This is a genomic window from Bacillus sp. XB1, assembly GCF_053557995.1.
This window is the reverse complement of the sequence record NZ_JBNRIL010000001.1, coordinates 894392-917222: the sequence shown is the minus strand read 5'-3', so window position 1 is coordinate 917222 and position 22831 is coordinate 894392. Positions and strand designations below refer to the sequence as shown.

The window sequence follows — 22831 nt, the reverse complement described above, 5'->3', positions numbered from 1 at the left end:
TTTTTGAAATGAATTTACATCTCATTATTTCTTCAAAAACGCAATCACAATTATAATCCCAATTACAATTCCTATTACTAAATTATTTGTAAAGTGCCCTTGAAATACACCAATTACAACCCCTATACCGACACCTATTGCCAAAGCATCATTTCTTTTTTTATTTTTAGCCAAAATCACATCTCCTCCCACCATTTCTCCCTAAATAACATACATTTACTTGAATGTATTAATATACGCACTATCTCGCTTAAATATTTCCAAAAAATGTACTGTAACTTCACATATAATATTTTCCATTTTCTGTACATACTCCTTTTATATTGGAAAATTTTCAAGTAACTATTAATTATACATAGGCATTTACTATAAGAAAGCTTCGTAATTTATTGAAGGAGGAACGATTCAAATGTATCCTCATTGGAATCCAAATATAAATCAACAGTATGTTTATTCCCCTCATCCCGCAAGGAATACATTGCATCATGATTCACAATATATGATGCAGCGTATTGCAAGTCTTGAAAATCAATTAACTAAATTAATCTCATTAATCGAGGAAAATAATCAATTAATTAAATCAATGGAACAACAAAAAAACCAAGTTTGTGCACCAGCTGGAGGTTCTGTTATCGTTCGTATGTGATCTGGATGCAATAAAAAACACACTTTGTATTATAAAAGTGTGTTTTTTATTCATTATTTTCTTTTCATATGGAACCCTTGTGTAATTCGATCTAATATAATTGCGATTACTACGATAGCTAATCCAGCTTCAAATCCCATTCCGATATTAACTTGTGTTACAGAGCGATATACATCAACTCCAAGTCCTGGAGCTCCTACAAGTGATGCTGTTACAACCATCGATAACGAAAGCATAATGCTTTGGTTCACACCAGCCATAATCGTTCCGGTTGCAAGTGGTAATTGTACTTTAAATAGTTTTTGTGATGCTGTGGATCCAAATGCATTCGCTGCTTCAATTAAATCTTCTGGAACTTGTCTAATTCCTAAGTCAGTAAAACGAATTGTCGGTGGCATTGCAAAGATTACTGATGCAATAATTCCAGGTACTACACCTACTCCGAAAAATGTAATCGCTGGAATAAGGTATACGAATGCAGGCATTGTTTGCATAAAATCTAATGTTGGTTTTAAAAATTTTGAGAAACGTTCATTTTGAGATGCTAATATACCAATTGGAATTCCGACAATAATTGAAATAATAACAGACGTAAGTACGAGTGCCAATGTTTGCATCGTTTGTGCCCAGTAGTTAATATTCAAAATAAATAATAATCCAATAAGCGTAAAAATGACTAAAGATAATTTCCTCGTTGTGTACCAAATGAGGAAACATAAGATAATAATCATCAATATGGCGGGTATTATTGTTAAAAAATTAGTGAGTAAATCAACAAATCCGCCAATAATATAAGAGAATCCTCGGAATAAGCCTTCAAAGTGCTCATATAAACTTGCAACAAATGAGTCGACCCATTCCCCTAATGGAATCCGCGGTATACTATTCATCGTCTTTCACCTCTTCCTCAATGTTTCCTGCAAGAGCTTGAATGACACTTTCACGTTTAATAATTCCTCTTAGCCTTTTCTTCTCATCGATTACTGGTAACGGATATTTCATCTCCGCCATTTTCGCATACGTTTCTTCCAGTAAAGTATCTACATACACATGCGGGATATCGGTAAGTAATAAATCAGCAATTGGCCACTGTTTTTGAACAGCTTTACTTGCATCATCCGCAGTTAATATACCTAAAAACTCATACTTTTTATTAACAACATATACAGTTGAAACGCCGGCGTTCCTCATAATTTGAAGTGCTACACGAGGTCCACGGTCAATTAATAACGTCTCTGGTCGTTTTAATATAGATTCCGCCGTTATTACTTTTCCTAAATTCACATCCGCCACGAACTTCTCTACGAATTCATTCGCAGGACTCATCATAATTTCTTCCGGCGTTCCAATTTGGACAACCTCTCCATCTTTCATTAACGCAATTCGATCACCAATTCGAAGGGCTTCATCTAAATCATGTGTAATAAATATAATTGTCTTTTCCATTTTATCTTGTAACTCTAACAGCTCATCTTGCATTTCTTTTCGAATCAGTGGATCTAGTGCGCTAAATGATTCATCCATCAATAGAACATCTGGATCATTCGTTAGTGCCCTTGCAATTCCCACACGTTGCTGCATACCACCACTCAGTTGACTTGGATAGTTATCTTTATGATGGTCTAGTCCAACTAATTTCAAAGACTCTAATGCTTTTTTCTCTCGTTCCTCTACGGGAACTCCTTGAATTTCTAATCCGTACGCAACGTTTTGCAAAACAGTACGATGAGGAAATAAAGCGAACTTTTGAAACACCATACTCATTTTTGTTCTTCTCACTCTTCGTAACTCTTCTTTTCCCATTGTTGCGATGTCTTCACCATCTATGTATATATGCCCCGCTGTTGGTCTAATTAATTGATTTAACATACGAACTAACGTAGATTTCCCGCTACCAGACAAACCCATAATAACGAAAATTTCTCCAGAGTATACTTCAAACGTTGCCTTTTTCACACCAACGTTCATTCCAGTTTCTTTTAAAATTTCCGATTTATTTTTCCCTTCTTTTAATAAAGTAAGCGCCCTTTGCGGGTTTTTCCCAAATACTTTTGTTACGTTTTCAACACGCACCTTTGTATTATCCATGTCACTACTCCTTTTCTACCCATCTATTCACATAGTGTTGCGATTTTACCAAGAAATATTACATAAAAATGACATTCATAAGATTTCTTTAAAATTCTCGTTTCCGTTCATAATAAGAATGCTTACTTATACATTTATTTTATAAGGCAAACGTTACTTAGGAGGTTTTCGATGCGAAAGAAAATTTGGTTTATATGCCTTGCATTATTTATTACTATGATTTTCACTTCATGTAATGCAACAAATGCAAATTCGAAAGGAAAAATTAAACTTGGTGTAACAAGTTGGAAAGAAAATATTGCAACCGCAAACATGTGGAAAGTTTTATTAGAAGAAAAAGGCTACAAAGTTGAGCTCATGTATTTAGAAAAAGCCGCAATTTGGACTGGTGTCGCTCGTGGTGATGTTGATGCGAATTTAGAAGTATGGCTACCAGTTACAGATAAACCGCTAAACGATCGTTATAAAGATGATATTGTCTTAAAATCAAAATGGTACGAAGGTACTGGACTAGGTTTAGTCGTCCCTTCTTATATGAAAAACATAAACAGTATCGAAGATTTAAATGCTCATAAAGATGAACTAGAGAATAAAATTGTCGGTATCGAACCCGGTAGTAGTCTTATGAATTTAACGAATAAAGCAATGAAAGAATATGATATAAAACTAAAACTTGTCCAATCCTCTGAAGCTGCGATGATGAGTGAACTAAAGAAAGCATATACGAAAAAGAAACCAATCGCTGTTACGCTTTGGAATCCGCATTGGGGCTTTTCAGAATTTGACTTAAAATATTTAAAAGACCCTAAGAAAGTATATGGTGAAAAAGATGACATTTATTACTCTGTTCGTAAAGGTTTCGAAAAAGATCATCCGGAGATCATAAAATACTTTGACAAATGGAAAATGAACGATGAACAGCTTGGTACGTTAATGGTCGAGTTAAATAAAACGAAAGATCCCGAAGAAGCGGCGCGAAAATGGATTAAGAAGAATCAAGCGCTAGTTGATGAATGGGTAAAAGATTAATAAAAATAGGCTAGAGGGTTAGCATATCCTCTAGCCTGTTTTTAACTTATTTTTTCGTAACAACGTCATCTACAATCCCATATGCCTTCGCTTCTTCTGCAGTCATAAAATAATCTCTTTCTGTATCATGTGCTACTCTTTCAATCGGTTGCCCCGTTTTTTCTGCAATCATTTTATTAATATCATGCTTTAACTTTAATATTCTTTTCGCAGTTATTTCAATTTCTGTTGCTTGCCCTTGTGCACCACCAAGCGGCTGATGAATCATAATTTCACTGTTAGGGAGAGCAAACCGTTTTCCTTTTGCCCCTGATAATAATAACAATGCACCGAATGATGCCGCAAAGCCCATGCATAGCGTTTGCACATCTGGTTTAATTAAATTCATCGTATCTAATATTGCAAAACCTGCTGTCGTTGAACCGCCAGGGCTATTGATGTATAAGAATATATCTTTTTCTGCATCTTCTGCTTCTAAAAATAATAATTGCGCTACGACACTACTCGCTACTTGATCATTAATTTCTGAGCCGATAATAATAATGCGGTCTTTCAATAACCTTGAATATATATCATAGGAACGTTCTCCTAATTTTGTTTGTTCTACTACATATGGAATTGCATTCATTTTAAATCCCTCCAATACTTGTTATGCTGCGTAAAGCATATAACTGTAGGAAGAAGGGTTTTTCACATTAAATAATAAGACTGGCTGTTTAGATGGTAACTTAGTAAAATCTATTGTCGGAAGAAGCTTCGTTAATAATTCCGGTCTTTCCTCACGAATAGATGTTACAACAACTTCAATATCCTCTGTGAATTCGACTATCTCAATCCCTTCTTCACTTACAGTTTTCAGCCTATTTCTACTCCGAAATAAAGAAGCTTTCACTGCACCTTCTGATACAGAACACACTTTAGCAATATCAGCGATACTATATTGAAAAACATCTTTTAATAATAAAATTGCGGATTGCTGTACATTTAATGAAGACAATACTTTCCCTACCATTTCATGCAAATCTGCAATGTTCTCATGTGGTTCTTCAAATGTGATTTGTTCTCTTATTTTTTCATGAACAGACTTAGACTTCATCTGATCTAACCAACGATTTCTTGCTATTTTATAGACGAGTGTCATACAAATATCTTTATTTCTATATTTTTGAAGCACTTTACACACTGTTTCTTGGGCGAGATCTTCCCCATCCCATTTGTTTTTCGTTAAAAAAGTACAGTATCTTTTTAACTCTCCATATTGTTCAATTAAAAAGTTTATATTTGAATGATTCATATCGATATGATTCTTTAAAACATGAGTTACTTTTGTGCACAAAATAACCACTCCTTTTCAGCGCTTACTTAATAAACGATTCAACATTAAAAAAAGTTACGGGGATATAAAAAAATAATGTTTATGTTCAATAATTCGCGGTCATAAATATGTTATGTACAATTTTACGTGAGGAGGAACAAATTTGCCAAAATTAACAATTGAAGGTACGGGAACTTTTGATGTGAAAGCAGGAACAAAGTTAGTATTAGCAATTGAGGATAGCGGTGTCAACATTCTTCATCGTTGCGGCGGGAATGCACGTTGTACAACTTGTAGAGTAGAAATACTAGCAGGTGATTTCTGTGAAGCGAGTGCGAATGAGAAACATGCAATGACGGAAAAAGGAATTGAAGATCATTTACGATTATCTTGTCAAATGCGTGTACATAAAGATATAGTCGTTCGTCCGGTACTTACAGTTGAAAATTCAGGTCTTGATGCTGGGCCACGCCCGGCGGAGTAAAGTGATGAATTTAAAACAGCTCGCTGGCGAATATGCTGCTAACTTTGTAAATGATGGCATGAAAATTGGGCTTGGTACAGGTTCTACTGTATATTGGACAATACAAAAATTAGGTGAACGTGTAAAAGAAGGATTATCATTTCAAGCTGTACCGACATCAAAGGAAACTGAAGCATTAGCACAGCAACTAAATATCCCCCTAATTTCGTTAAACGACGTACAAAGCCTTGATCTTACAATTGATGGAGCGGATGAAATTGATTCAAATTTACAACTTATAAAAGGCGGTGGTGGTGCATTACTTCGTGAAAAAATCGTTGCCTCTTCCTCTAAAGAACTAATTATCATTGCTGATGAATCGAAATTTGTAACACATTTAGGTAATTTTCCATTACCTGTTGAAATCATCCCTTTTTCATGGAAACAAACCGAAAATAAAATTCAGTCTTTAGGGTGTCAAACCACATTACGTTTGAAAAATGATGAAACTTATATAACCGATAACAATAACATGATTATCGATTGTATATTCCCTAATCATATTTCTAATCCTGCCCATTTACACACCCAATTAAAAATGATTACTGGTGTAGTTGAAACAGGGTTGTTTATAAGTATGACGAGTACAGCAATTATTGGTACTAAAAATGGGATAAAGAAATTGTAATAAAAGCTAACTTTTTAAAGTTGGCTTTTTAGTATGTTCTTCTTCTCTTAATAGTGCTTTATTATGATATACTAGGAAAACGCAAACTGATTACACTAGAAAGGACTGAACATTTTGCAATCCAAACTTATAACAGAACTTGCTGATTTAGAAACTGCCTTTCATATTCGAAAAGAAGTATTTGTAAAAGAACAAGGTGTCCCTCTTGCAGATGAATTCGATACATTCGATGAAATCGGAGAGCAATGTAAACATATTTTAGTTTATTATCATGAACTTCCTGTAGGCACAGGTCGTATACGATTTGTTGATGGTGTCGGAAAATTAGAACGTATTTGTATTTTAAAAGATTATCGTACATACGGATTAGGTAAAGTCATCATTCAAACGTTAGAAGAACTTGCTCGTAACGAACAAGTTACGAAAGTGAAACTACACGGTCAAACACAAGCTGAAGGATTTTATAAAAAATTAGACTATGAAACTTCTTCTGATATATTTATGGAAGATGGCATTCCGCACATACTTATGACGAAAATGTTATCATAATAAAAAGGGTAGTATATGAATCTTATGTATTCATACACTACCCTTTTTTATTAATAGAAAAGTGAATTCTCAAGATTACCTTTTGCATCAAAGCCCATCATCTCTTAGTTCATACCTAAGTAAAGCTTACACTGTTTTCCATAATGATAATGCATAAATCCAGTTTGGATCACCATTTCCTTGATAACTCTGGACTGCTTCATATACTTTTCCTTCGTGTAGAACTCTATCTCCCTTTTTATATGCTTTTTTTGCATCCCACGCTTCATATGAAGCGCTTTCGGTTTTTGTAGTAATTGTGAATATATCACTCTGTACGGATTCATTTCCAGCTACATCAACAGCTTTCACTACATATTTATAAGTAGTATTAGCGAGCAGATTTTTATCCAAATAAGAAGTTGTATTGGATGTTGCAATCTTTTTCATTGATCCTTCTGTTTCTCTATAAATATCATAATGGTCTACACCAATATTATCGTCAGATGGACTCCACATTAAATCCACACTTGACGCTGTCGTTCCCATACTATGTAATCCTTTTGGTTGTGTTGGTGCTTCTGTATCAGGAGTCTCAACTGTCGTTTTTACTGTAAGCGCTGTACTTTCTGTCGATACATTACCAGCTGCGTCAATTGCTTTTACAGTATAAGAGTATTCTGTACTTGGTTGTAACTTCTTATCAATAAAATGAGTCCCTGGTACTGTATCAATCATCTCTCCGTTACGGAAGATTTGATATCCTTTTACCCCTACATTATCCGTAGAAGCGTTCCATGTTAGTTCTACACTATTCGCTGTTACTTTTTGCGTCTGAAGTCCATTTGGAATACTTGGTGCTTCTATGTCTGGTTTCACATCATTAATAAGATTAACATCAATTACATTATAGAATGCATTTGCTGTATCAGCTACATCCCATACTGCTAAAATCACATGATATCCACTACGATCAGTAGGTACATTGATTTTATGAGTTAAATTATTTGAAGCTGCAGAACCATCATGTTGTACAGTTCCAATTGGTTCGAAATCTGCTCTTGTTAGCGCTTTATTTGGATTCCATCCTTTTTTAGTAATATAGTAATGCCACTTACTCGTTAAGTGAGGCGCAGTATACTTCCAAGTAAATGTATTTTCCCCACCAGTGATTGTATTTTTAAACCAACGATTTGCTGTTTGTTGATCTAAAATACCACCAAATTTTCCGCCTGCTGAAGCAATTTGTCCATCTACTGGACCACCTTGTGGGAATCCTTTTGGAGCTTCTAAACTTTGTGGTTCATACATAACACTTCCACAGTTTACATTTAGCGCACCATAAGTTGGACTACATAAAGCGGATCGGCTACCGGGCTTTTCAACAAAACCGTGCGCATAAGCATTTTGAGGAATAAGTGTCGTACTAATAATTCCAGCTGTTAATGCTACAACTCCTAAACTTTTTTTGTTCATTTTCATATTTTGTAGTTGTTTTAAAAATCGATTATTCATGTTCATGTCCCCTTCTTGTTATACTTTGTAGTGGAATGTGGGCTTTGATGTAAAAGAATAACAAGAGACAAACTTGTACCGATGTATGTGTTAATTATGCATACACCGCAGTGAAAATATATTTTTTCCTTGTGAAATATTTCACTTTATGAATATATCATGACATAGAACTCGCCTAAGCATGTGCAGAAGTTGTGCAGAAACAGTGAAATTATTACTAACATATAAAACCACATCCTGAAATCATAAAGTAAAACTTTAATTAGTTGGGGTTTTACGGTCGGTTAATACGGGATAAAATAAAAGTGTGCAGCAGAAATTGTAGACTTAGTTCTCAAAATTCACATTTAGTATTTTCATTTTTTCCATTTAAATAATTCTTCTCTTCTTACAACAGAAAAGTGTCTATATCATTTAATATAGACACTTTTTTCATGTATAACTTTATATTTATTACTGACCTACAAATGTAAAGATTTCATCAACAGCTTCTTTATATCCACCCGATGTTCGGAATGATTCCTTCAAATTCAAAGCAGCCTCTTTATATGAAGGGTTATTTAAAACTAACTCCACACTTTCACGCAATTTCTCCACGGTTAATTCATTCATATGTAATTGAACTCCTGCTCCAAGACTCTCCACTTGCTTTGCGATTGCTGGCTGATCTGCACTTTGCGGTATTACAACGAGCGGAATCCCATTATACAGTCCTTCATGCACACTGTTCATCTTGCCGTGTGTAATAAATAGTTTCGTATAAGTAAGCAGTTCGGTTTGAGGCACATAGTTTTTCACAATGAAGTTTTTAGGGATTTCGCCTAGATCACTTATTTTTGTTTTATTACCAATAGACATGACAATTGTATGCTCGCTATTCTCAAAGGCCTTCATACACAGTTTATAAAAATCAATCGCTTCATTAAAAACAGTACCTAATGAAATATAAATCGGACTTTTTTCTTGAATTGAAGTAAAATCAACGTCTCTGTTTTTTACTTGTGCAGAGATAGATGGTCCTACAAATTTATATGTTTCATCAAACGTATCACCAAAAGGCTGGAACTCCTTAATTGTATACACAATAGTAAGGGGTGCAGGATTACAGAAAACTTCATACGGTGATTTTATTTCAACACCATATTTTTCAGCAATTCCCTTCGTTAAGTTTTGAAAATCATTCTGTATTTTATCATGAATTTCTACTGGGATATTTTTTGACAGATGACCTAACATTTGCTCAAAAGATTTTTCATCCTGCGCAAAAGATGTACATGAATTTATAGATGGCAATTTAAGAATTTGAGCAATTAAGTGCCCACAGCCAAACATAGAATCATGAATTATGTAATCAAAATGTTCACCTTCAATTTGTTCTAGAACACTAGGTATAACAACATCTGCTGTATGTAGAAGACCGTTTATTCTTTCCTGTAAATAATTTCTGCCTCCAGATAGAAACGCTTTTATAAATTTTTGATCGTCAATCGTTCGTACAGTAGCACCTGTCTTCTCAATTCGTTCCCTAAAAGCTTCTATTGAAAAATAAACGACCTCTTCACCGCGAGAAATCAACTCTTCTACAACTGGCAAAGTTGGATTTATATGTCCTTCTGATCCAGCGTTAATAAATAAAAAACGCGCCATTATAAACACTCCTTACGTTAAATCATTTCTATGTTGGAAAAGTACGGATTCTCTCCATACTCTTTTCTTAGTTGTTCGTATCATGTTCCTACTAAATTGATCTAGCAAGTCTAAAACCGAGATCATCTATATGAAATGTAGGATGGCTTCGACGACGACAAGTAGCGCCACAACCTCTCACTGCCTCAGCCCAACTACCTCCACGAAAAATGCGGTATGATCCATACACTTTTTCATCATACAAATCATAGCACCATTCCCAAACGTTCCCTAACATATCATAGAGTCCCCATGCATTCGGTTCCTTTTGGCCAACGTCATGAATATGTCCATTTGAATTTTCATTATACCACGCTATATCATGAAGTTTCCCGTATGTATATCCGGTTGTACTTGCTTTACATGCATATTGCCACTCTGCCTCACATGGTAATCGGTAGCCATTCGAATCTAAATTACATTTCACAATTTGACCACCATCACTAATAGAATAATATTCTTTTAATCCCGCTATTTTTGAAAGTACATTACAAAACGCAATGGCATCGTTCCATGAAATATTTACAACTGGTTTATGATTTTTTTCAAAATTATTTAATGTACTATTTGTAATAGCATCATATAGTTCGATTGTTACAGCATACTTTGCAAGAAGAAATGGTTGAATTTGTACTAGCCATTCTTTTTTTATTCGATCATCTCTTAATACTACCTCTCCAGCTGGAATATTTACCATTAATGAATCGATTGTTTGAATTAAATCATTAGTCATTTTCTATTCCTCCAAACGTTCGTTTTATATGAATTTATAGTCATATACTCATTACAAAATACAATTTTCAAAAAGCGTTAAATTTTTCATAATAAAAAACGATTAGTTTAATTAAACTAATCGGTAAGATCCAAAAAGAATTGTTGTGTCACATTGTATTATTATATGTGCTCTAAAAATTTCCGAACCTCATTTGGAGATTTTAAAACAATAACCTTTTTCTCTTCGGACAATTGCTCTAACCCTTTTAAAATTGTAGGTCGTTTAGCATTAGGATATTTCCATATCCATTTAAAAAATTGCAAATCAAATCTTTCTTCACATCCCGCGCCCATATCTGGCCTTGTTTTATTCCGGTATTTTATAATTCTTTTAAAAGCACGATAAATACAAATTGTTCTATGAATATCAAGGAAGATAATTGTATCAGCTGCATTCAGTCTGATATCCATCGTCCCGCCATAATTCCCATCAATAATCCACTTCTCATCTTTAATTAAGTTATTTTGAACTGTTATTTGTTCTTCTCTCGGAACACCTTCCCAATTCGGTTTCCAAAATAATGCATCAAGATGATGCACCTTAATATTTAATTTATTTCCTAACTGCCTTGCTAATGTAGATTTTCCTGAACCACCAGAACCAATTAATATTATTTTTTTCATACCTTTACGATACATTCTATAACTTCTTCAATAGCTTCCTTATTAGCAAAAATCCAGAAGAACATTTCTTCATTTAACTTTAATAAATCTGGTAACTGGACAAAATAAGCAATAAAGATAATTTGAATTGAAAGCATAACATACCAAATAGCTTTTAGTTCTTCTTTCGTTAAATCATTTTGTTTATAATAACCTTCAAAGACTTTGCTAACGATATGTAACCATTTCCCTCTTAATCTTTCATTACTAAATAGCTCGCTTAATACACTTGTACAGCAATAACATAAATCAAATATTTTTACATTATTTTCTAAAATCTCAAAATCTATAAACCCTTCCAGTTTATCATCTTTAAAGATTACATTCGATAGATGCATATCACGATGAATAATTTGTCTCGGTAATGAATGGACCGTTTCCTTGAAAGCTGCGTGCATTCGCTCCATCTTTTGAATTACCTCTCGATGAACATACTCATTCTTTTCTAAAATCGGTATAGCCCATTCAAATACCATCTTATATAAATCTCTTTTTATTAACTCATGGTCACTATTCACCGAATGTAATGCTTTGTGCAGATTAGCTATTTCTTCTCCAATTGTACTTGCTAGCCTTTCCAGCTTATTCGTATCTTTTATTTCTAAAACACTTCCGGCAACATACTCATATAAGCAATAATATTTTTCTTTATATAATACATATTGTTCATCATTTTCTGTCTTTACTACTCTCTGTACTTTAATTCCCTTTTCATACAGTTGCTTCAAAACATCGAATTCAACTAGAAGTTGCTTTATCGATCCCGTTCTCTTTAAAATGTACTCTTTATTCTTGCATAAAACCTTCGCTACTTTTGGTTGCATTACAGTAGCTGTGACATGTTCATTTCGAAACCAAAGCTTTGCAATTTCCAGTGCTTGTTCCATTTACAAATACCCCTTTTACAATTCTTATTTCTTCCGAAAAATAACCTCACACAGTATTCCCACTCCAACACCAATTGTATAAGCCACTACATCACTCCACAAAAAAACGTATCCCAACACGAGTCCCCCAAAAGTCGTTGCACGAATGCTATCTATCCATTCCGCATGATACAATTGGCTCGCTTCAATCCCGTAGCAAAACATTAAACTAATAAAAGCCAACTTCTTCGTCTCTGTTTTAGGAAACAAAAATCCAAAGCCAGTGAAAATCATTAATGCCCATAATGCATCACCTAAATAATCATTTAATAGATGTGGTAGTGTAAAAGCAAACTTTCTTGAGCTAAGACCTAAAATAATAACAACTATAGTAAATAGTGCATATACTACTCTATTTCGTTTCGTATTCATTTTAAAGTCTCCTAATATGTAATGTAAAACTGTAAATAGCTAGTAAAACAAAGTTATTTTACTAGCTATTTATTGATTGCTTTTATGATAAGAAAATGTGGATTCATATTTAAATAATGATATGATTTTTCGCTTACTTCTTTCATTTTTTCAATTGCCTTCGGTTCCACTATCTCTTCTAATACAAAATAATTTGTAGTTTCATTTAGTATGTCTTGTAATGATCTTCTAAAAAACTTGACTTCAATAGTAATATTCGGTTTAACCCAAGTATCTATTAATAACTGTTTTTCAAAATAATTTTCACATGGAAACTTTGTGAAATCCATAAAAGGATGATGAATAGAATAAATAAGTTCTCCACCTGGCTTCAATACACGACGAAATTCTTGAAATACTTGATTCCAATTTTCTATATAATGAAGAGTTAATGAACTTACAATCACATCATACGTATTATCTTCAAATGGCAATGTTTCTTGCAGATCATGACAAAGGAACGTCGCTTCTTCTCCTATATTTTCTTTTGCTGCTTTTACCATTTCAGGACTTACATCAATTGCTGTAACATTTGCTCCTCTTCCTATGAATTGAGAAGTATACCATCCAGCTGCACATCCAGCATCTAATATCTTTTTTCCTTCTAGTTCCTTTGGAATAAGCTCCATCATCGCCGGTCTTTCATAATAACTGTTATATGGATTTGCGAAATCTAGATTTTCTTTATATGTACTCGCTAATTTATCATACGTATCTTTAATCGAATCTTTCATTACACACACTCCTAATACATATTAATCCATTAACTCCTGCTGCTTTTTCTTTGAAAATGATTGTAGTACTAAATCATACGACCAATCAATCATTTTATTAATTTGCTCCTGCTCTATACCCTTATGAATATAAACGGTATTCCAATGTTTTTTATTCATATGATACCCTGGAATAATTGTTTCTGGATAATCTTCTCTTATTCTTAATGCGACTTCTGGATTACACTTCAATGTAATCGCAGCCTTTTCACCTTCTTCATGATTTACTATCGCAAATATTTTATTATTAAGCCTCATACATGTTGCACTCCAGCCATCTGGAGAATCTTCTGTCGCTTTTCTTTTCGATAAACAGTACGCTCTTGTTGCATTCATTTTAATTGGCACCTCTTATTCTTTCCCTGTTTGATTACGATGCATCACAATTTGCTTCGTTGCTTGAAATTGCTGCTCACCGTAAAACTTTATTAGCTTCTCTCCGCAAAATAGACTAACAATATCAATATGAGATATTTCTCGAAGTAATATTGTAAGCATTTTCTCTCCAATACCTTTATTTCTTACATTCTCATGTACGACAACATCTTCAATGTATGCTCGAAAAACACCATCAGAAACGACTCTAGCAAATCCAACTAATTCATTTTCTTCCCATACTCCAATGGCTATACTATTCTTTAACATTTTTTCAATATCGACTTCTTTTCTTTCTGGCCACCAACCGACAGAATCATAAAGCTTCTTAATTTTTTCTGCACAGATTGGCTGTTCTTGTTGCAATTTATACGTGTACATATGCTTTCTCCCATCAATCAGTATACATAATATTATTATAATCTCTTTTCAAAAAAGTGCTGACTATGACCTTTTGGATGATCTTCAACGATACCATACTCTCGGTAACCGTGCTTTTTATAAAATTCTGGCGCTTGAAAACTAAATGAATCTAGCAATATTAATCTGCACCCTTTTTCCTTCGCAATTTCTTCAATTTTATGTAGCAGTTGACTACCATAACCGTCATGACGAACTGATTTATCAACCCATAAAAAGTCGATATGAAGATGATAAAAATACATCGTACCTGTTACACCACCAAATATTTTTCCTTCTTCATTTTTTACTACGAGGCTTACTTTTTCCATCGGCTGTTTTACTTCATCTGTTAAGATGGACATATTATATTGAATGACTTTATTTTTAATGTATTCTCCTTCAATACGTGTACCGTTCTCTATATGTTTCATATACATTGCTTCCTTTCAACTTAGTAAGCTACATTTTATTTTTCCCCTTTAAAATACTAATCAAAACGAATCCACCATATGTAACAAAGCATGAAAAGCCAATTATCCCTGGTACAGAGACATAGCCTACCCTTATGTAATTTATAACTGCAAAACAAGCGATAGACAATAAAATAGATGGCCAAAATATAACAGCTATTTTTCTTCGCCCTCGTTTCGATGTACTTTCTTTCTCTTCAGAAACACGTGTGCCAAAAAGCAATACAATACAAATAAGGATCGCTGCAAAGTAAATTGTATCTAATGACAAATTGTGATCATATAGGGCGATTCCAACTTCAAGAGCAATAATCGTTAAAATTAAAATAATGATTGTTAAAGTCTTTAAGTTTCTTTTCAATCGCTCACTCCTAGCATGCTTTCACTATATTCTTTGTATATGTACTTTAAAACTACTGCAAAAGCTTCATCTACCTCTTTATTTTCACCGCGATTCGGTAAATCTTTTCCCCCAATCACATAAAGAAGTGGAAGTTCGTTAAACATTCCTATTATACCAATATTTATTGTAGCTGTGAGTAATCCACCTGTCATATGAGTTATATGATAATATGGAATTTCTTCATACTCTCCTTGCTGTCTTACCATGCCGCTAATAATTGGTTCCCATAATTCTGGTTCTGATTTATAACCTTGAAAGGTTTGTATGAAAAGGGCAAGAACTTCACTTAATTCTCCAACATTTTTCTCATCTCTAGCATTCTCTTGTATATGAATTTTTGAAAAGTACGTTTGTGCGTACATTTTCACAGCATCCCATCCACCACAGTGCATTACAACTGACTGTGCAACGTAACTATCATGACAAGCAATCATTACCTCTACCGCTTGACTAAGTGTTAAAGAAGTTCTTCCTTGTAAATGCGGATATAACTGCGCACTATCTTCATGTGGATTAAATTTAATGTAATGAAGTATATCATTCCAATTATGTTTATTTTCCTTCACCATTTGCGTTACTACAAATCCAATGACTAATTTTGCTGCTGATGCTAACGGAATATTTAATTCACTATTATACGAAGCAACTATACGATTATTTTTTGTAGAATAAATTTCCATTCCCACATAATTAGATTGTACCTCTTTTATTTTATTTATAACAGTTTCCATTTCTATCCCTCTTTTTATATCGTTATATTAACTTCTAATATTTCAACATTGAATGTAAAAAACCTTTTCATTAGCTATTAAAATAAGAAAAAGGTAGCATGAATTTTTTCTTGCTACCGAAAAATATTTATTCTTCTATAGGATTTTCAGGACCGTTAAGTTCCAGCTGATAAAAAGCTAAATCTAGCCATTTATTAAACTTATAACCAGCTTTTTTTATTGTTCCTGCATGAACAAATCCATAGTTTTGATGCAAGGCAATACTTTTCTCATTCTCTGCATCAATTCCAGCAATTAAGGTCATATACTCTCTTTCCTTTGCAATTTTGATTAATTCTTTCATTAATGAAGACCCAATGCCATTTTTTCTATATGCCTTATCTACATACACAGAATGTTCAACTGAATATTTATAAGCAGGCCACGCTCTAAATGGGCCGAATGTCGCAAATCCTACTACTTTATTATCTAATTCATATACGATAATTGGATACTCTTCAGCCTTTTTTTGTTCATACCAATCTATTCTATTTTCAAGGGTTACAGGTTTATACGCATATACAGCTGTTGTATAAAGTATCGCATCGTTATAAATATCTAAAATGTATGCTAAATCTTTTTTCGTTGCTTCCCTTATCATTATTTTCTTCCTTTCATCATGTTCACCTTATTTTACTATCTTTTTAATAGTTTTATTTTATCGAAATTTCCGATTTTTATCTACATACGAATACTAGCTTTTCGGAAACCATCAAATATATTTATTGCAGCAGATAACATGTAGAAGAAAATTCCTCCCCCAATGAGCCACGTTTTAAACTCCTCTGAGGAAATAGTAAATGCATTTGCCAAATACGTAATAAACCCTGCGTTAAATACATGTGGATTTACTACAATTACAATGAATACTATCGTCCCAGCTATTTGAAGAATAGCATTCCCAATCGCCAATCTTTGCGTCCATTGTCCCTGCACTAATTTATAAAGGGATATACATATTTCAAAAACGATCATAATTACAACGATTGGCCAGTACTGCAATAAAACATCTTGATTAAAAGTTGGCGAGACAAACTTCAGTCCATTTGCCGTACCGTTATATACGCCAACAAGATAATTCGCATAAAAGTAAAGTGTAGCCCAAACTGCTGTCCACATTAAACCTCCAAAAACTTCAAACTTCGAGATTGCTTTTTTCTTTGGGATATACGAGATGTTTTTCAAATCATCTGGTGTCCATTTTTTTAAACTTGTCGTCAACGGCTCGATACCTTTGTCTTTATCTGTTCTTTCTAAAATAACAAACACAAGTGTCAACCAGAAAAATACATGGAGGCCCACTTCAAAAATTCCCCCAATGCCTTTACCTATCAATTGTAAAATAACATTTAATACCGCTTGATCACCACTATAGCCTATAAAATTTTCTGCAACCATTGATATGAGTGCAATGACAGCTGCGATTGGTATAATCATTTTTAACAACGTTGTATATACATCAAAATAACGTGGTCCAATTAAATGCATCGGTCTATCCAAATAACCATTAGCCAATGAAACCGGACTCCCCAATTTTTCGAGAACGCTCTTTACATCTTTCTCATTATAATCTTCAGGTAACATATCATCTATAGTTGACCTTAGTTCAAGTGTAATATCTTCACGATTTTTTTCAGGTAATCTCTTCGCAACCTCTTGGATATAGAGATCAATTAAATTCATTCTCTTCCTCCTCCTTTAATAAGTTATAAAGTTCTTTCGAATCCTTTATCCATTCTTTTTTCAACTGCAAAAATATTTCTAATCCATAATCACTTAAAACATAATACTTACGAGGTCTACTCTCCGTTTTATCCCAACTACTCGTCACTAATTCCTGCTTTTCTAATCGGCGAAGTAGTGGATATAAAGTACTTTGATCAATTGTAACCCCTGATTGCTCCAATAACTGGACAAGTGAATATCCGTACTGCGGCGTTCTTAATTGACTTAAAACAGCTAACGTTAATGTCCCTCTTCTTAACTCAGTAATTAACGAGTTTAATAAAGTATCCATTCACTCACCTCATTTCCATTACTATATGTCATACAGTATGTGTTTTATACTATGTATCGTACAGTATTAGTGTGACAAAAACTATAATTTTTTACCAAAAACAGATAATGAAAAGCGCAAATTATATGATTTGTGCTTTTTTAGCTAAGTTATATATAACACTCTATAAGGTAACAACCTTAACTACTAATTTTGAAGTTCCAGTAATGCTATATTAAGTTACAAATATCGTATACATATGATGTGAACATAACATCTCACTATAGGAAGCTATAAAAACGGCGAATTACCATGCTTGAATAATTCCCGTTTTCAGCACCTAATCAACGTTATTTCCTTCATAAACTTCATCTTGTTCAAAATCTTTATTTTTGTTTGGTTTATTAGAGAAAAATAAAAAAACAATTAAATTAGGTTAATTGTTTTTCAAATACAAAATCTTTATTTTTTTAAATAACCTATGATATTCGAAAAGACAAATTCTCCAAATGCAAGTGGTATATAAATAAACCATAACTTTAATATTGCCTTTGTTTCTTTGTGATCAGAATCCCCCATTAAAACCAATCCTATCCTTTTTCTTCTAATATTTTCATTTTAATTCCAATAACAAGGAAATTATACCATTTATTAATGTTTTAGTCTATTTTTTCTGAAAATTAAATAAATAAAATTCTTGTATTCCCTCAATATTCAGATAAACATAATAACTTTTTTACGTTTCATCTTCAAAGTCAATAATGACTCCTGTTAGAACCGCTACATTACCAATCGATTGGATCCCGTGACCAATAAAATCCACCTTAAATTCTTCCCACTTTAATTTATGTAATGATATAATAACACTAAATTTTCAACACGTGCTTAATAGATTGGGGACGTATAATGGATAAACCTCTCACTGCATTACAAACTATTATTATACATATGAATACAACTGAGCATTGGCATGATTTTATTTGTTACTGTCAGCATCGCGAAGCGGGACTTCGAAAATTAGCTTTTAAACATTTAGAGACATTTATTACAAATGCAAAGAAATGGGAATCAAAAGATCAAGAAGAGTTTGCCATTTCGCTGTTTACTATTTTAGATGTATTAAACGAAAAAGATGAGGTCTTAACTTTCTCACTAAATAGTTTTCTAATTGACATTCTATATAGATGGACAGAAAACAACCCATTTGATTCAAGACCTTTTAGATGGATAGGAATTTATATGGACTCTAGCAATAAAGAAGACGATTTAGAAAAACCCCTTCGAAAAGCGATTGAATTAGGTGGTGATACCGAACAAGAAGCCATGATATACCTAGTTTCTAATTACATCAATACTTTAGAATTTGGTACACATGAATTCCCTTCAGGTTATTGCGGAGATTTAAGTGAATGTATAGAAAAACTTCCCTATATGCTTCAATTAATTGATAGAATTCAGAATAAGAACATAAAGGAGCAAAACATTGGGCAAATACAAGAACAACTACACCTTATTCTAGATTGGTTAAAACATACACAAATTCCAGTAGATGCCGTTCGTGTACGGGAAAAAGAACAAACTAAGGAATTAGAAAAGGTCATTGTATATTATTTACACAACAGCTCAAGTCGTTAATTCATCGTGTACAGAGATAATAAAGTTGTTTAAAAAACGCCAGTCATGTTATTCAACAATCGGGCTATATAACGGAATAAATCCTTGTAAAAATTAAAAATATTTGAAATAATCGTCATTAAGTTGAAGTAGAGCGATTGCAGAAAAAGGTGATACGACTTTTTCTTACTTAATAATTGCACGATAGTTAAAAAATTCAACTAATTATATTCCGAAAGGGTGTGTGTAGTATCTTATCAACTAATGTTTTTACTTATAAATCTAAGGATGGAAAAACAATAATAATTAGAGAAGCTAAAGAACAGGATGCAGAAAGAATACTAGATTCTGCTTCAAAAGCTTTAATAAACGCTCCATACATGCTAAGTACGGTTGAGGATGTAAAAAAGGTGCGTATCGATGCTATTCAAAAAACGTTAAAAGCTTATCATGAAAATCCAAATTATGTACAGTTTATTGCTGAAGTTGATGGTAAGTTAGTTGGTGCAATAGATTTTAAGAACGGAAACAAAGAAAAAATTAGTCATCAAGGGGCTTTTGCGATGACCATACTACCCGAATATCGAAATTATGGTATTGGAAGAGCTCTTCTAGAAACGTTAATCAATTGGGCTAAAAATAACAGTAAGATTGAAAAAGTTTGTCTTGAGGTAATGGAAGATAATCTAGGTGCAATCCAGTTATATAAGAATCTAGGCTTCTTTGAAGAGGGTAGAAAAGCAAAGGGTGTAAAATTGGATGGTGGCTATCAAGATTTAATATTAATGGCTTTATTCGTTTAAAATTGAACATTAATTTCAATATAAAAAGAGGGTCTTCATAGTCATCTCCCTGTTAAGTAGACAGTAATAGAAACCCTCTTTTTATATTTATCCCACATTAGCTTGCAGTAAAACTCCCCACTGATTATAGTTTCACTTTATTTTAATCCTTTAATTAAAGGTGACGCTTCCCCACTATGGAAAATCCATAGGTCATGAAGTGATCTCGTACATCCAACATATAGTAACTTTGCATCATGTTTTGTGTCTTTGTAATGTTCTTCATCCACATCAATTAAAAGCACCGCATCAAATTCTAAACCTTTCGCTAAATAGACAGGTACTACTGATATACCACCTTCATATTTACTTTGGTTTGCTTCAATTACGTTTACCGTTAATCCTGCATTTGTTAATTCCACATATATATCACGGCATTCATCTTCTGTTCTTCCGATTACCGCAATTGTTTTCACATCTGCATTTTGCAAATGTTTTACCGTCTTCACAATTTCAGTAAATTGATTTTCCGCATGAATTACTTTCACATCTTCTCCACTGCGGAAGACTGGTGTTGCGAGTCCTACTGGGATTTCTGCATTTTTAATTATTTCATTTGCAAATTCAATAATTTCTTTTGTAGAACGATAACTTCTTGTCAATTCATAATAACCGGTTTCTTGGAATACTTCCTTAAAAGCATTCCAATCTTCAATTCCTTGGTAATCATAAATCGCTTGCGATAAATCACCTAATATAGTGAAAGAATTACCTAATGTAATTTCTTTTAATACATAAACTTGGAAAGGCGAAAAATCTTGCGCTTCATCAATAACAACGTGATGAAACTTCTGCCCGATTTCAATCCCTGTTATACGATGATGTATGTATATTAAAGCTGGTAAATCTTCTACATACACTTCTTTTTTACGACAACTCTTTTCTGTTTCTTTAACAAGTTCTTCAGGTAATACCTCGAGTATTTCTTTACTTTTTACTATTGAACTATACAGTGAAAGAGCACTCATTTTCGGCCAAAACTTCATATATGCGTTCAGTCTCTTAGTCGCTTCTTTTTTAAGTAATTTTTTCTCGTTTGTTTCCCCGAATTTTTTAAGTTCAATTTCAATCCAGCGCTTCATTCGTCCTACTAATCGTTCTCTTCTTTTCTGTAAAGGATAATGTTTATATTCAACTTGCATCCATTTTTTAATATCTTCTACTGGAATAATCGCTCTATCCCACGCCTCAAAATCTTTTGTCGGAACTAACTCATTTTCAAATTGGATCATTCTCTCTTCAATAAACGTCTTAAATTCCAACGTACCCTTTAATTTACCTAGCATTATCTTCTTTTCATCACGATTAATTGAAAATGCTTCTTTCAATTTTTCTTCTGTCTGCTTTAGTTTCACTGAATCATCTAACGTACGTAATGCCCAATCCAGAAACGTTGTTTGACTAATATTCCCTACACCTAATTCAGGAAGTACACTCGAAATGTAGTCTAAAAACAGACTATTCGGCGCAAATACGATCATTCTTTCTGCTTCTAGTTGTTCACGATATTCATAAATTAAAAAAGCAAGGCGATGTAAAGCAATTGTTGTCTTTCCGCTCCCTGCAACCCCTTGAATAAGTAATGGTAAATTTCTTTCCGCTCGAATAATATCATTTTGTTCCGATTGAATCGTTGAAACAATATCCTTTAGCTTATTATCTTTATTCTCACCTAATCGATATAGAAGAAAATCATCGGCATGCGATACATCTTCATTTCCTTTTACATATGTATCAACAACACGTTCAAGTTCTCTTTTTCGAATGGAAATGTTTCGTTTTAAATACACATCACCTTCTACTAAGCCATCTGGTGATTGATAAAATGCTAATTCTTCTCCACCGGTAAATGAATAAAACATACTTGCGACAGGCGCCCGCCAATCAATAATGATTGGCTTCATCGTGTCCATATCCGAAACCCCTACTTTTCCGATATAAATCGGCATAACTTCTTCTTTTCCATCTTCCTGAAAATCTAACCTTCCAAAGTACGGCTCTTGCACACCAATACGTAAGTTTTGTCTATTAGACTCCCTCATACTTTCAAGAATTTGCTCTTTAAAATCTTCTCCATAATAAACCGGGGTTTTTTCAAGCTTATCCAATTGCTCATCCATCGTATGTAAAGTATCCTTCATTTTTTGTAACTCATCTTCAAATATGTTGCTCATTTCGACGATTCCCTCCTGTCCGTTCTAATTTTTTAGTCGAAGTATCATTGTATTAAAAACCCAATCATAAAGTCAATAGTTTCCGTTTAAATTTTCCGAAAAAACTTACTTTTCATCTTTCTAATTTAAAAAGAATATGCAACATCAAAATCACACAAATACACATATAGTATAGTGATGCATACAAAAGATACTACTTTCTATTTGTCTCCTATTTAATTTATCTATTAACAAATATTGTAAAAATTAAAGACTTTAATCAATGGGCGTTTTACTGCCC

General features: G+C 33.3%; 28 protein-coding genes. 7 read left to right on the top strand and 21 right to left on the bottom strand.

Annotated elements, in window-relative coordinates; genetic code table 11:
- Nucleotides 1-24: 24 nt before the first annotated feature.
- The gene (locus ACK1U5_RS04595; RefSeq protein WP_002196584.1) at nucleotides 25-192 is read right to left on the bottom strand and encodes a hypothetical protein; all 168 of its coding nucleotides are present in this window, start codon (nucleotides 190-192) and stop codon (nucleotides 25-27) included.
- A gap of 217 nt (nucleotides 193-409) precedes the next feature.
- Between ACK1U5_RS04595 and ACK1U5_RS04590 the strand changes: the two genes are divergently transcribed.
- Nucleotides 410-646 (top strand): hypothetical protein, encoded by a 237-nt coding sequence (locus ACK1U5_RS04590; protein WP_000283222.1) that lies wholly within the window; start codon nucleotides 410-412, stop codon nucleotides 644-646.
- Between the two features lie 53 nt (nucleotides 647-699).
- Here the strand turns inward: ACK1U5_RS04590 and ACK1U5_RS04585 are convergent, their stop codons facing one another.
- Nucleotides 700-1536 carry an ABC transporter permease gene (locus ACK1U5_RS04585; RefSeq protein WP_113710676.1) on the bottom strand — a complete coding sequence of 279 codons (837 nt, stop codon included), beginning with the start codon at nucleotides 1534-1536 and terminating at the stop codon, nucleotides 700-702.
- Nucleotides 1529-2734, bottom strand: coding sequence for a quaternary amine ABC transporter ATP-binding protein (locus tag ACK1U5_RS04580; protein WP_098292942.1), 1206 nt, complete (start codon nucleotides 2732-2734; stop codon nucleotides 1529-1531). Before ACK1U5_RS04580 ends, ACK1U5_RS04585 begins: the two co-directional genes overlap by 8 nt.
- Nucleotides 2735-2905: 171 nt before the next feature.
- Here ACK1U5_RS04580 and ACK1U5_RS04575 point away from each other — a divergent pair, with 171 nt between their 5' ends.
- Complete coding sequence (locus ACK1U5_RS04575) at nucleotides 2906-3763, top strand: glycine betaine ABC transporter substrate-binding protein (RefSeq protein WP_113710675.1); 858 nt, start codon at nucleotides 2906-2908, stop codon at nucleotides 3761-3763.
- 46 nt (nucleotides 3764-3809) lie between these two features.
- Here the strand turns inward: ACK1U5_RS04575 and clpP are convergent, their stop codons facing one another.
- Together clpP and ACK1U5_RS04565 are read right to left on the bottom strand one after the other, a co-directional pair.
- On the bottom strand, nucleotides 3810-4391 hold the full coding sequence (gene clpP, locus ACK1U5_RS04570) for an ATP-dependent Clp endopeptidase proteolytic subunit ClpP (RefSeq protein WP_000991610.1): 582 nt from the start codon (nucleotides 4389-4391) through the stop codon (nucleotides 3810-3812).
- Between the two features lie 21 nt (nucleotides 4392-4412).
- A complete protein-coding gene (locus ACK1U5_RS04565) occupies nucleotides 4413-5099 on the bottom strand; it encodes an RNA polymerase subunit sigma-70 (RefSeq protein WP_000337516.1) in 687 nt (228 codons plus the stop codon).
- Nucleotides 5100-5241: 142 nt separating this feature from the next.
- Between ACK1U5_RS04565 and ACK1U5_RS04560 the strand changes: the two genes are divergently transcribed.
- The 3 genes from ACK1U5_RS04560 (at nucleotide 5242) to ACK1U5_RS04550 (ending at nucleotide 6778) form a co-directional block, all read left to right on the top strand.
- On the top strand, nucleotides 5242-5562 hold the full coding sequence (locus ACK1U5_RS04560) for a 2Fe-2S iron-sulfur cluster-binding protein (RefSeq protein ID WP_448814770.1): 321 nt from the start codon (nucleotides 5242-5244) through the stop codon (nucleotides 5560-5562).
- Between the two features lie 4 nt (nucleotides 5563-5566).
- The gene (gene rpiA / locus ACK1U5_RS04555; RefSeq protein WP_001049987.1) at nucleotides 5567-6229 is read left to right on the top strand and encodes a ribose 5-phosphate isomerase A; all 663 of its coding nucleotides are present in this window, start codon (nucleotides 5567-5569) and stop codon (nucleotides 6227-6229) included.
- 114 nt (nucleotides 6230-6343) lie between these two features.
- Nucleotides 6344-6778 carry a GNAT family N-acetyltransferase gene (locus ACK1U5_RS04550; RefSeq protein WP_001190864.1) on the top strand — a complete coding sequence of 145 codons (435 nt, stop codon included), beginning with the start codon at nucleotides 6344-6346 and terminating at the stop codon, nucleotides 6776-6778.
- A gap of 126 nt (nucleotides 6779-6904) precedes the next feature.
- On the opposite strand, the gene ACK1U5_RS04545 is transcribed toward ACK1U5_RS04550, so the two are convergent.
- The 15 genes from ACK1U5_RS04545 to ACK1U5_RS04475 all read right to left on the bottom strand — a co-directional run bounded on the left by ACK1U5_RS04545 (nucleotide 6905) and on the right by ACK1U5_RS04475 (nucleotide 17942).
- The gene (locus tag ACK1U5_RS04545) at nucleotides 6905-8272 is read right to left on the bottom strand and encodes a lytic polysaccharide monooxygenase (RefSeq protein ID WP_001065164.1); all 1368 of its coding nucleotides are present in this window, start codon (nucleotides 8270-8272) and stop codon (nucleotides 6905-6907) included.
- 453 nt (nucleotides 8273-8725) lie between these two features.
- Nucleotides 8726-9919: a macrolide family glycosyltransferase gene (locus ACK1U5_RS04540; RefSeq protein ID WP_113710674.1), complete on the bottom strand. Its 1194-nt coding sequence runs from the start codon at nucleotides 9917-9919 to the stop codon at nucleotides 8726-8728.
- 91 nt (nucleotides 9920-10010) lie between these two features.
- Nucleotides 10011-10691 (bottom strand): formylglycine-generating enzyme family protein, encoded by a 681-nt coding sequence (locus ACK1U5_RS04535; RefSeq protein WP_061139187.1) that lies wholly within the window; start codon nucleotides 10689-10691, stop codon nucleotides 10011-10013.
- Between the two features lie 161 nt (nucleotides 10692-10852).
- Nucleotides 10853-11356, bottom strand: a complete 504-nt coding sequence (locus ACK1U5_RS04530) for a DNA topology modulation protein (RefSeq protein WP_058839821.1) — start codon at nucleotides 11354-11356, stop codon at nucleotides 10853-10855.
- The gene (locus ACK1U5_RS04525; protein WP_000434098.1) at nucleotides 11353-12282 is read right to left on the bottom strand and encodes a phosphotransferase enzyme family protein; all 930 of its coding nucleotides are present in this window, start codon (nucleotides 12280-12282) and stop codon (nucleotides 11353-11355) included. The genes ACK1U5_RS04530 and ACK1U5_RS04525 overlap by 4 nt, the downstream gene beginning before the upstream one ends.
- 24 nt (nucleotides 12283-12306) lie before the next feature.
- Entirely contained in the window at nucleotides 12307-12693 is a 387-nt protein-coding gene (locus tag ACK1U5_RS04520; protein WP_113710673.1) for a ribosomal maturation YjgA family protein, read from the bottom strand.
- A 65-nt stretch (nucleotides 12694-12758) separates the two neighbouring features.
- Entirely contained in the window at nucleotides 12759-13466 is a 708-nt protein-coding gene (locus tag ACK1U5_RS04515) for a class I SAM-dependent methyltransferase (protein WP_000655256.1), read from the bottom strand.
- A gap of 21 nt (nucleotides 13467-13487) precedes the next feature.
- On the bottom strand, nucleotides 13488-13841 hold the full coding sequence (locus ACK1U5_RS04510) for an MmcQ/YjbR family DNA-binding protein (protein ID WP_000994626.1): 354 nt from the start codon (nucleotides 13839-13841) through the stop codon (nucleotides 13488-13490).
- Nucleotides 13842-13856: 15 nt separating this feature from the next.
- Nucleotides 13857-14261, bottom strand: coding sequence for a GNAT family N-acetyltransferase (locus tag ACK1U5_RS04505; RefSeq protein WP_000288969.1), 405 nt, complete (start codon nucleotides 14259-14261; stop codon nucleotides 13857-13859).
- 35 nt (nucleotides 14262-14296) lie between these two features.
- On the bottom strand, nucleotides 14297-14713 hold the full coding sequence (locus tag ACK1U5_RS04500; protein ID WP_000680418.1) for a GNAT family N-acetyltransferase: 417 nt from the start codon (nucleotides 14711-14713) through the stop codon (nucleotides 14297-14299).
- A gap of 28 nt (nucleotides 14714-14741) precedes the next feature.
- Nucleotides 14742-15113 (bottom strand): hypothetical protein, encoded by a 372-nt coding sequence (locus ACK1U5_RS04495; RefSeq protein WP_000827981.1) that lies wholly within the window; start codon nucleotides 15111-15113, stop codon nucleotides 14742-14744.
- Nucleotides 15110-15886 carry a serine hydrolase gene (locus tag ACK1U5_RS04490; RefSeq protein WP_061139185.1) on the bottom strand — a complete coding sequence of 259 codons (777 nt, stop codon included), beginning with the start codon at nucleotides 15884-15886 and terminating at the stop codon, nucleotides 15110-15112. The genes ACK1U5_RS04495 and ACK1U5_RS04490 overlap by 4 nt, the downstream gene beginning before the upstream one ends.
- A gap of 127 nt (nucleotides 15887-16013) precedes the next feature.
- Nucleotides 16014-16526: a GNAT family N-acetyltransferase gene (locus tag ACK1U5_RS04485; protein WP_000617511.1), complete on the bottom strand. Its 513-nt coding sequence runs from the start codon at nucleotides 16524-16526 to the stop codon at nucleotides 16014-16016.
- A gap of 80 nt (nucleotides 16527-16606) precedes the next feature.
- A complete protein-coding gene (locus tag ACK1U5_RS04480) occupies nucleotides 16607-17608 on the bottom strand; it encodes an HAAS signaling domain-containing protein (protein WP_001048879.1) in 1002 nt (333 codons plus the stop codon).
- Complete coding sequence (locus ACK1U5_RS04475; RefSeq protein ID WP_000380301.1) at nucleotides 17595-17942, bottom strand: PadR family transcriptional regulator; 348 nt, start codon at nucleotides 17940-17942, stop codon at nucleotides 17595-17597. The genes ACK1U5_RS04480 and ACK1U5_RS04475 overlap by 14 nt, the downstream gene beginning before the upstream one ends.
- Before the next feature lie 885 nt (nucleotides 17943-18827).
- On the opposite strand from ACK1U5_RS04475, the gene ACK1U5_RS04470 reads away from it, so the two are divergent.
- Nucleotides 18828-19556 carry a hypothetical protein gene (locus ACK1U5_RS04470; protein ID WP_061139184.1) on the top strand — a complete coding sequence of 243 codons (729 nt, stop codon included), beginning with the start codon at nucleotides 18828-18830 and terminating at the stop codon, nucleotides 19554-19556.
- Nucleotides 19557-19777: 221 nt separating this feature from the next.
- Nucleotides 19778-20338, top strand: coding sequence for a GNAT family N-acetyltransferase (locus ACK1U5_RS04465; protein ID WP_172794109.1), 561 nt, complete (start codon nucleotides 19778-19780; stop codon nucleotides 20336-20338).
- A gap of 137 nt (nucleotides 20339-20475) precedes the next feature.
- Here the strand turns inward: ACK1U5_RS04465 and ACK1U5_RS04460 are convergent, their stop codons facing one another.
- Entirely contained in the window at nucleotides 20476-22551 is a 2076-nt protein-coding gene (locus ACK1U5_RS04460) for a HelD family protein (RefSeq protein WP_000065177.1), read from the bottom strand.
- Nucleotides 22552-22831 lie beyond the last annotated feature (280 nt).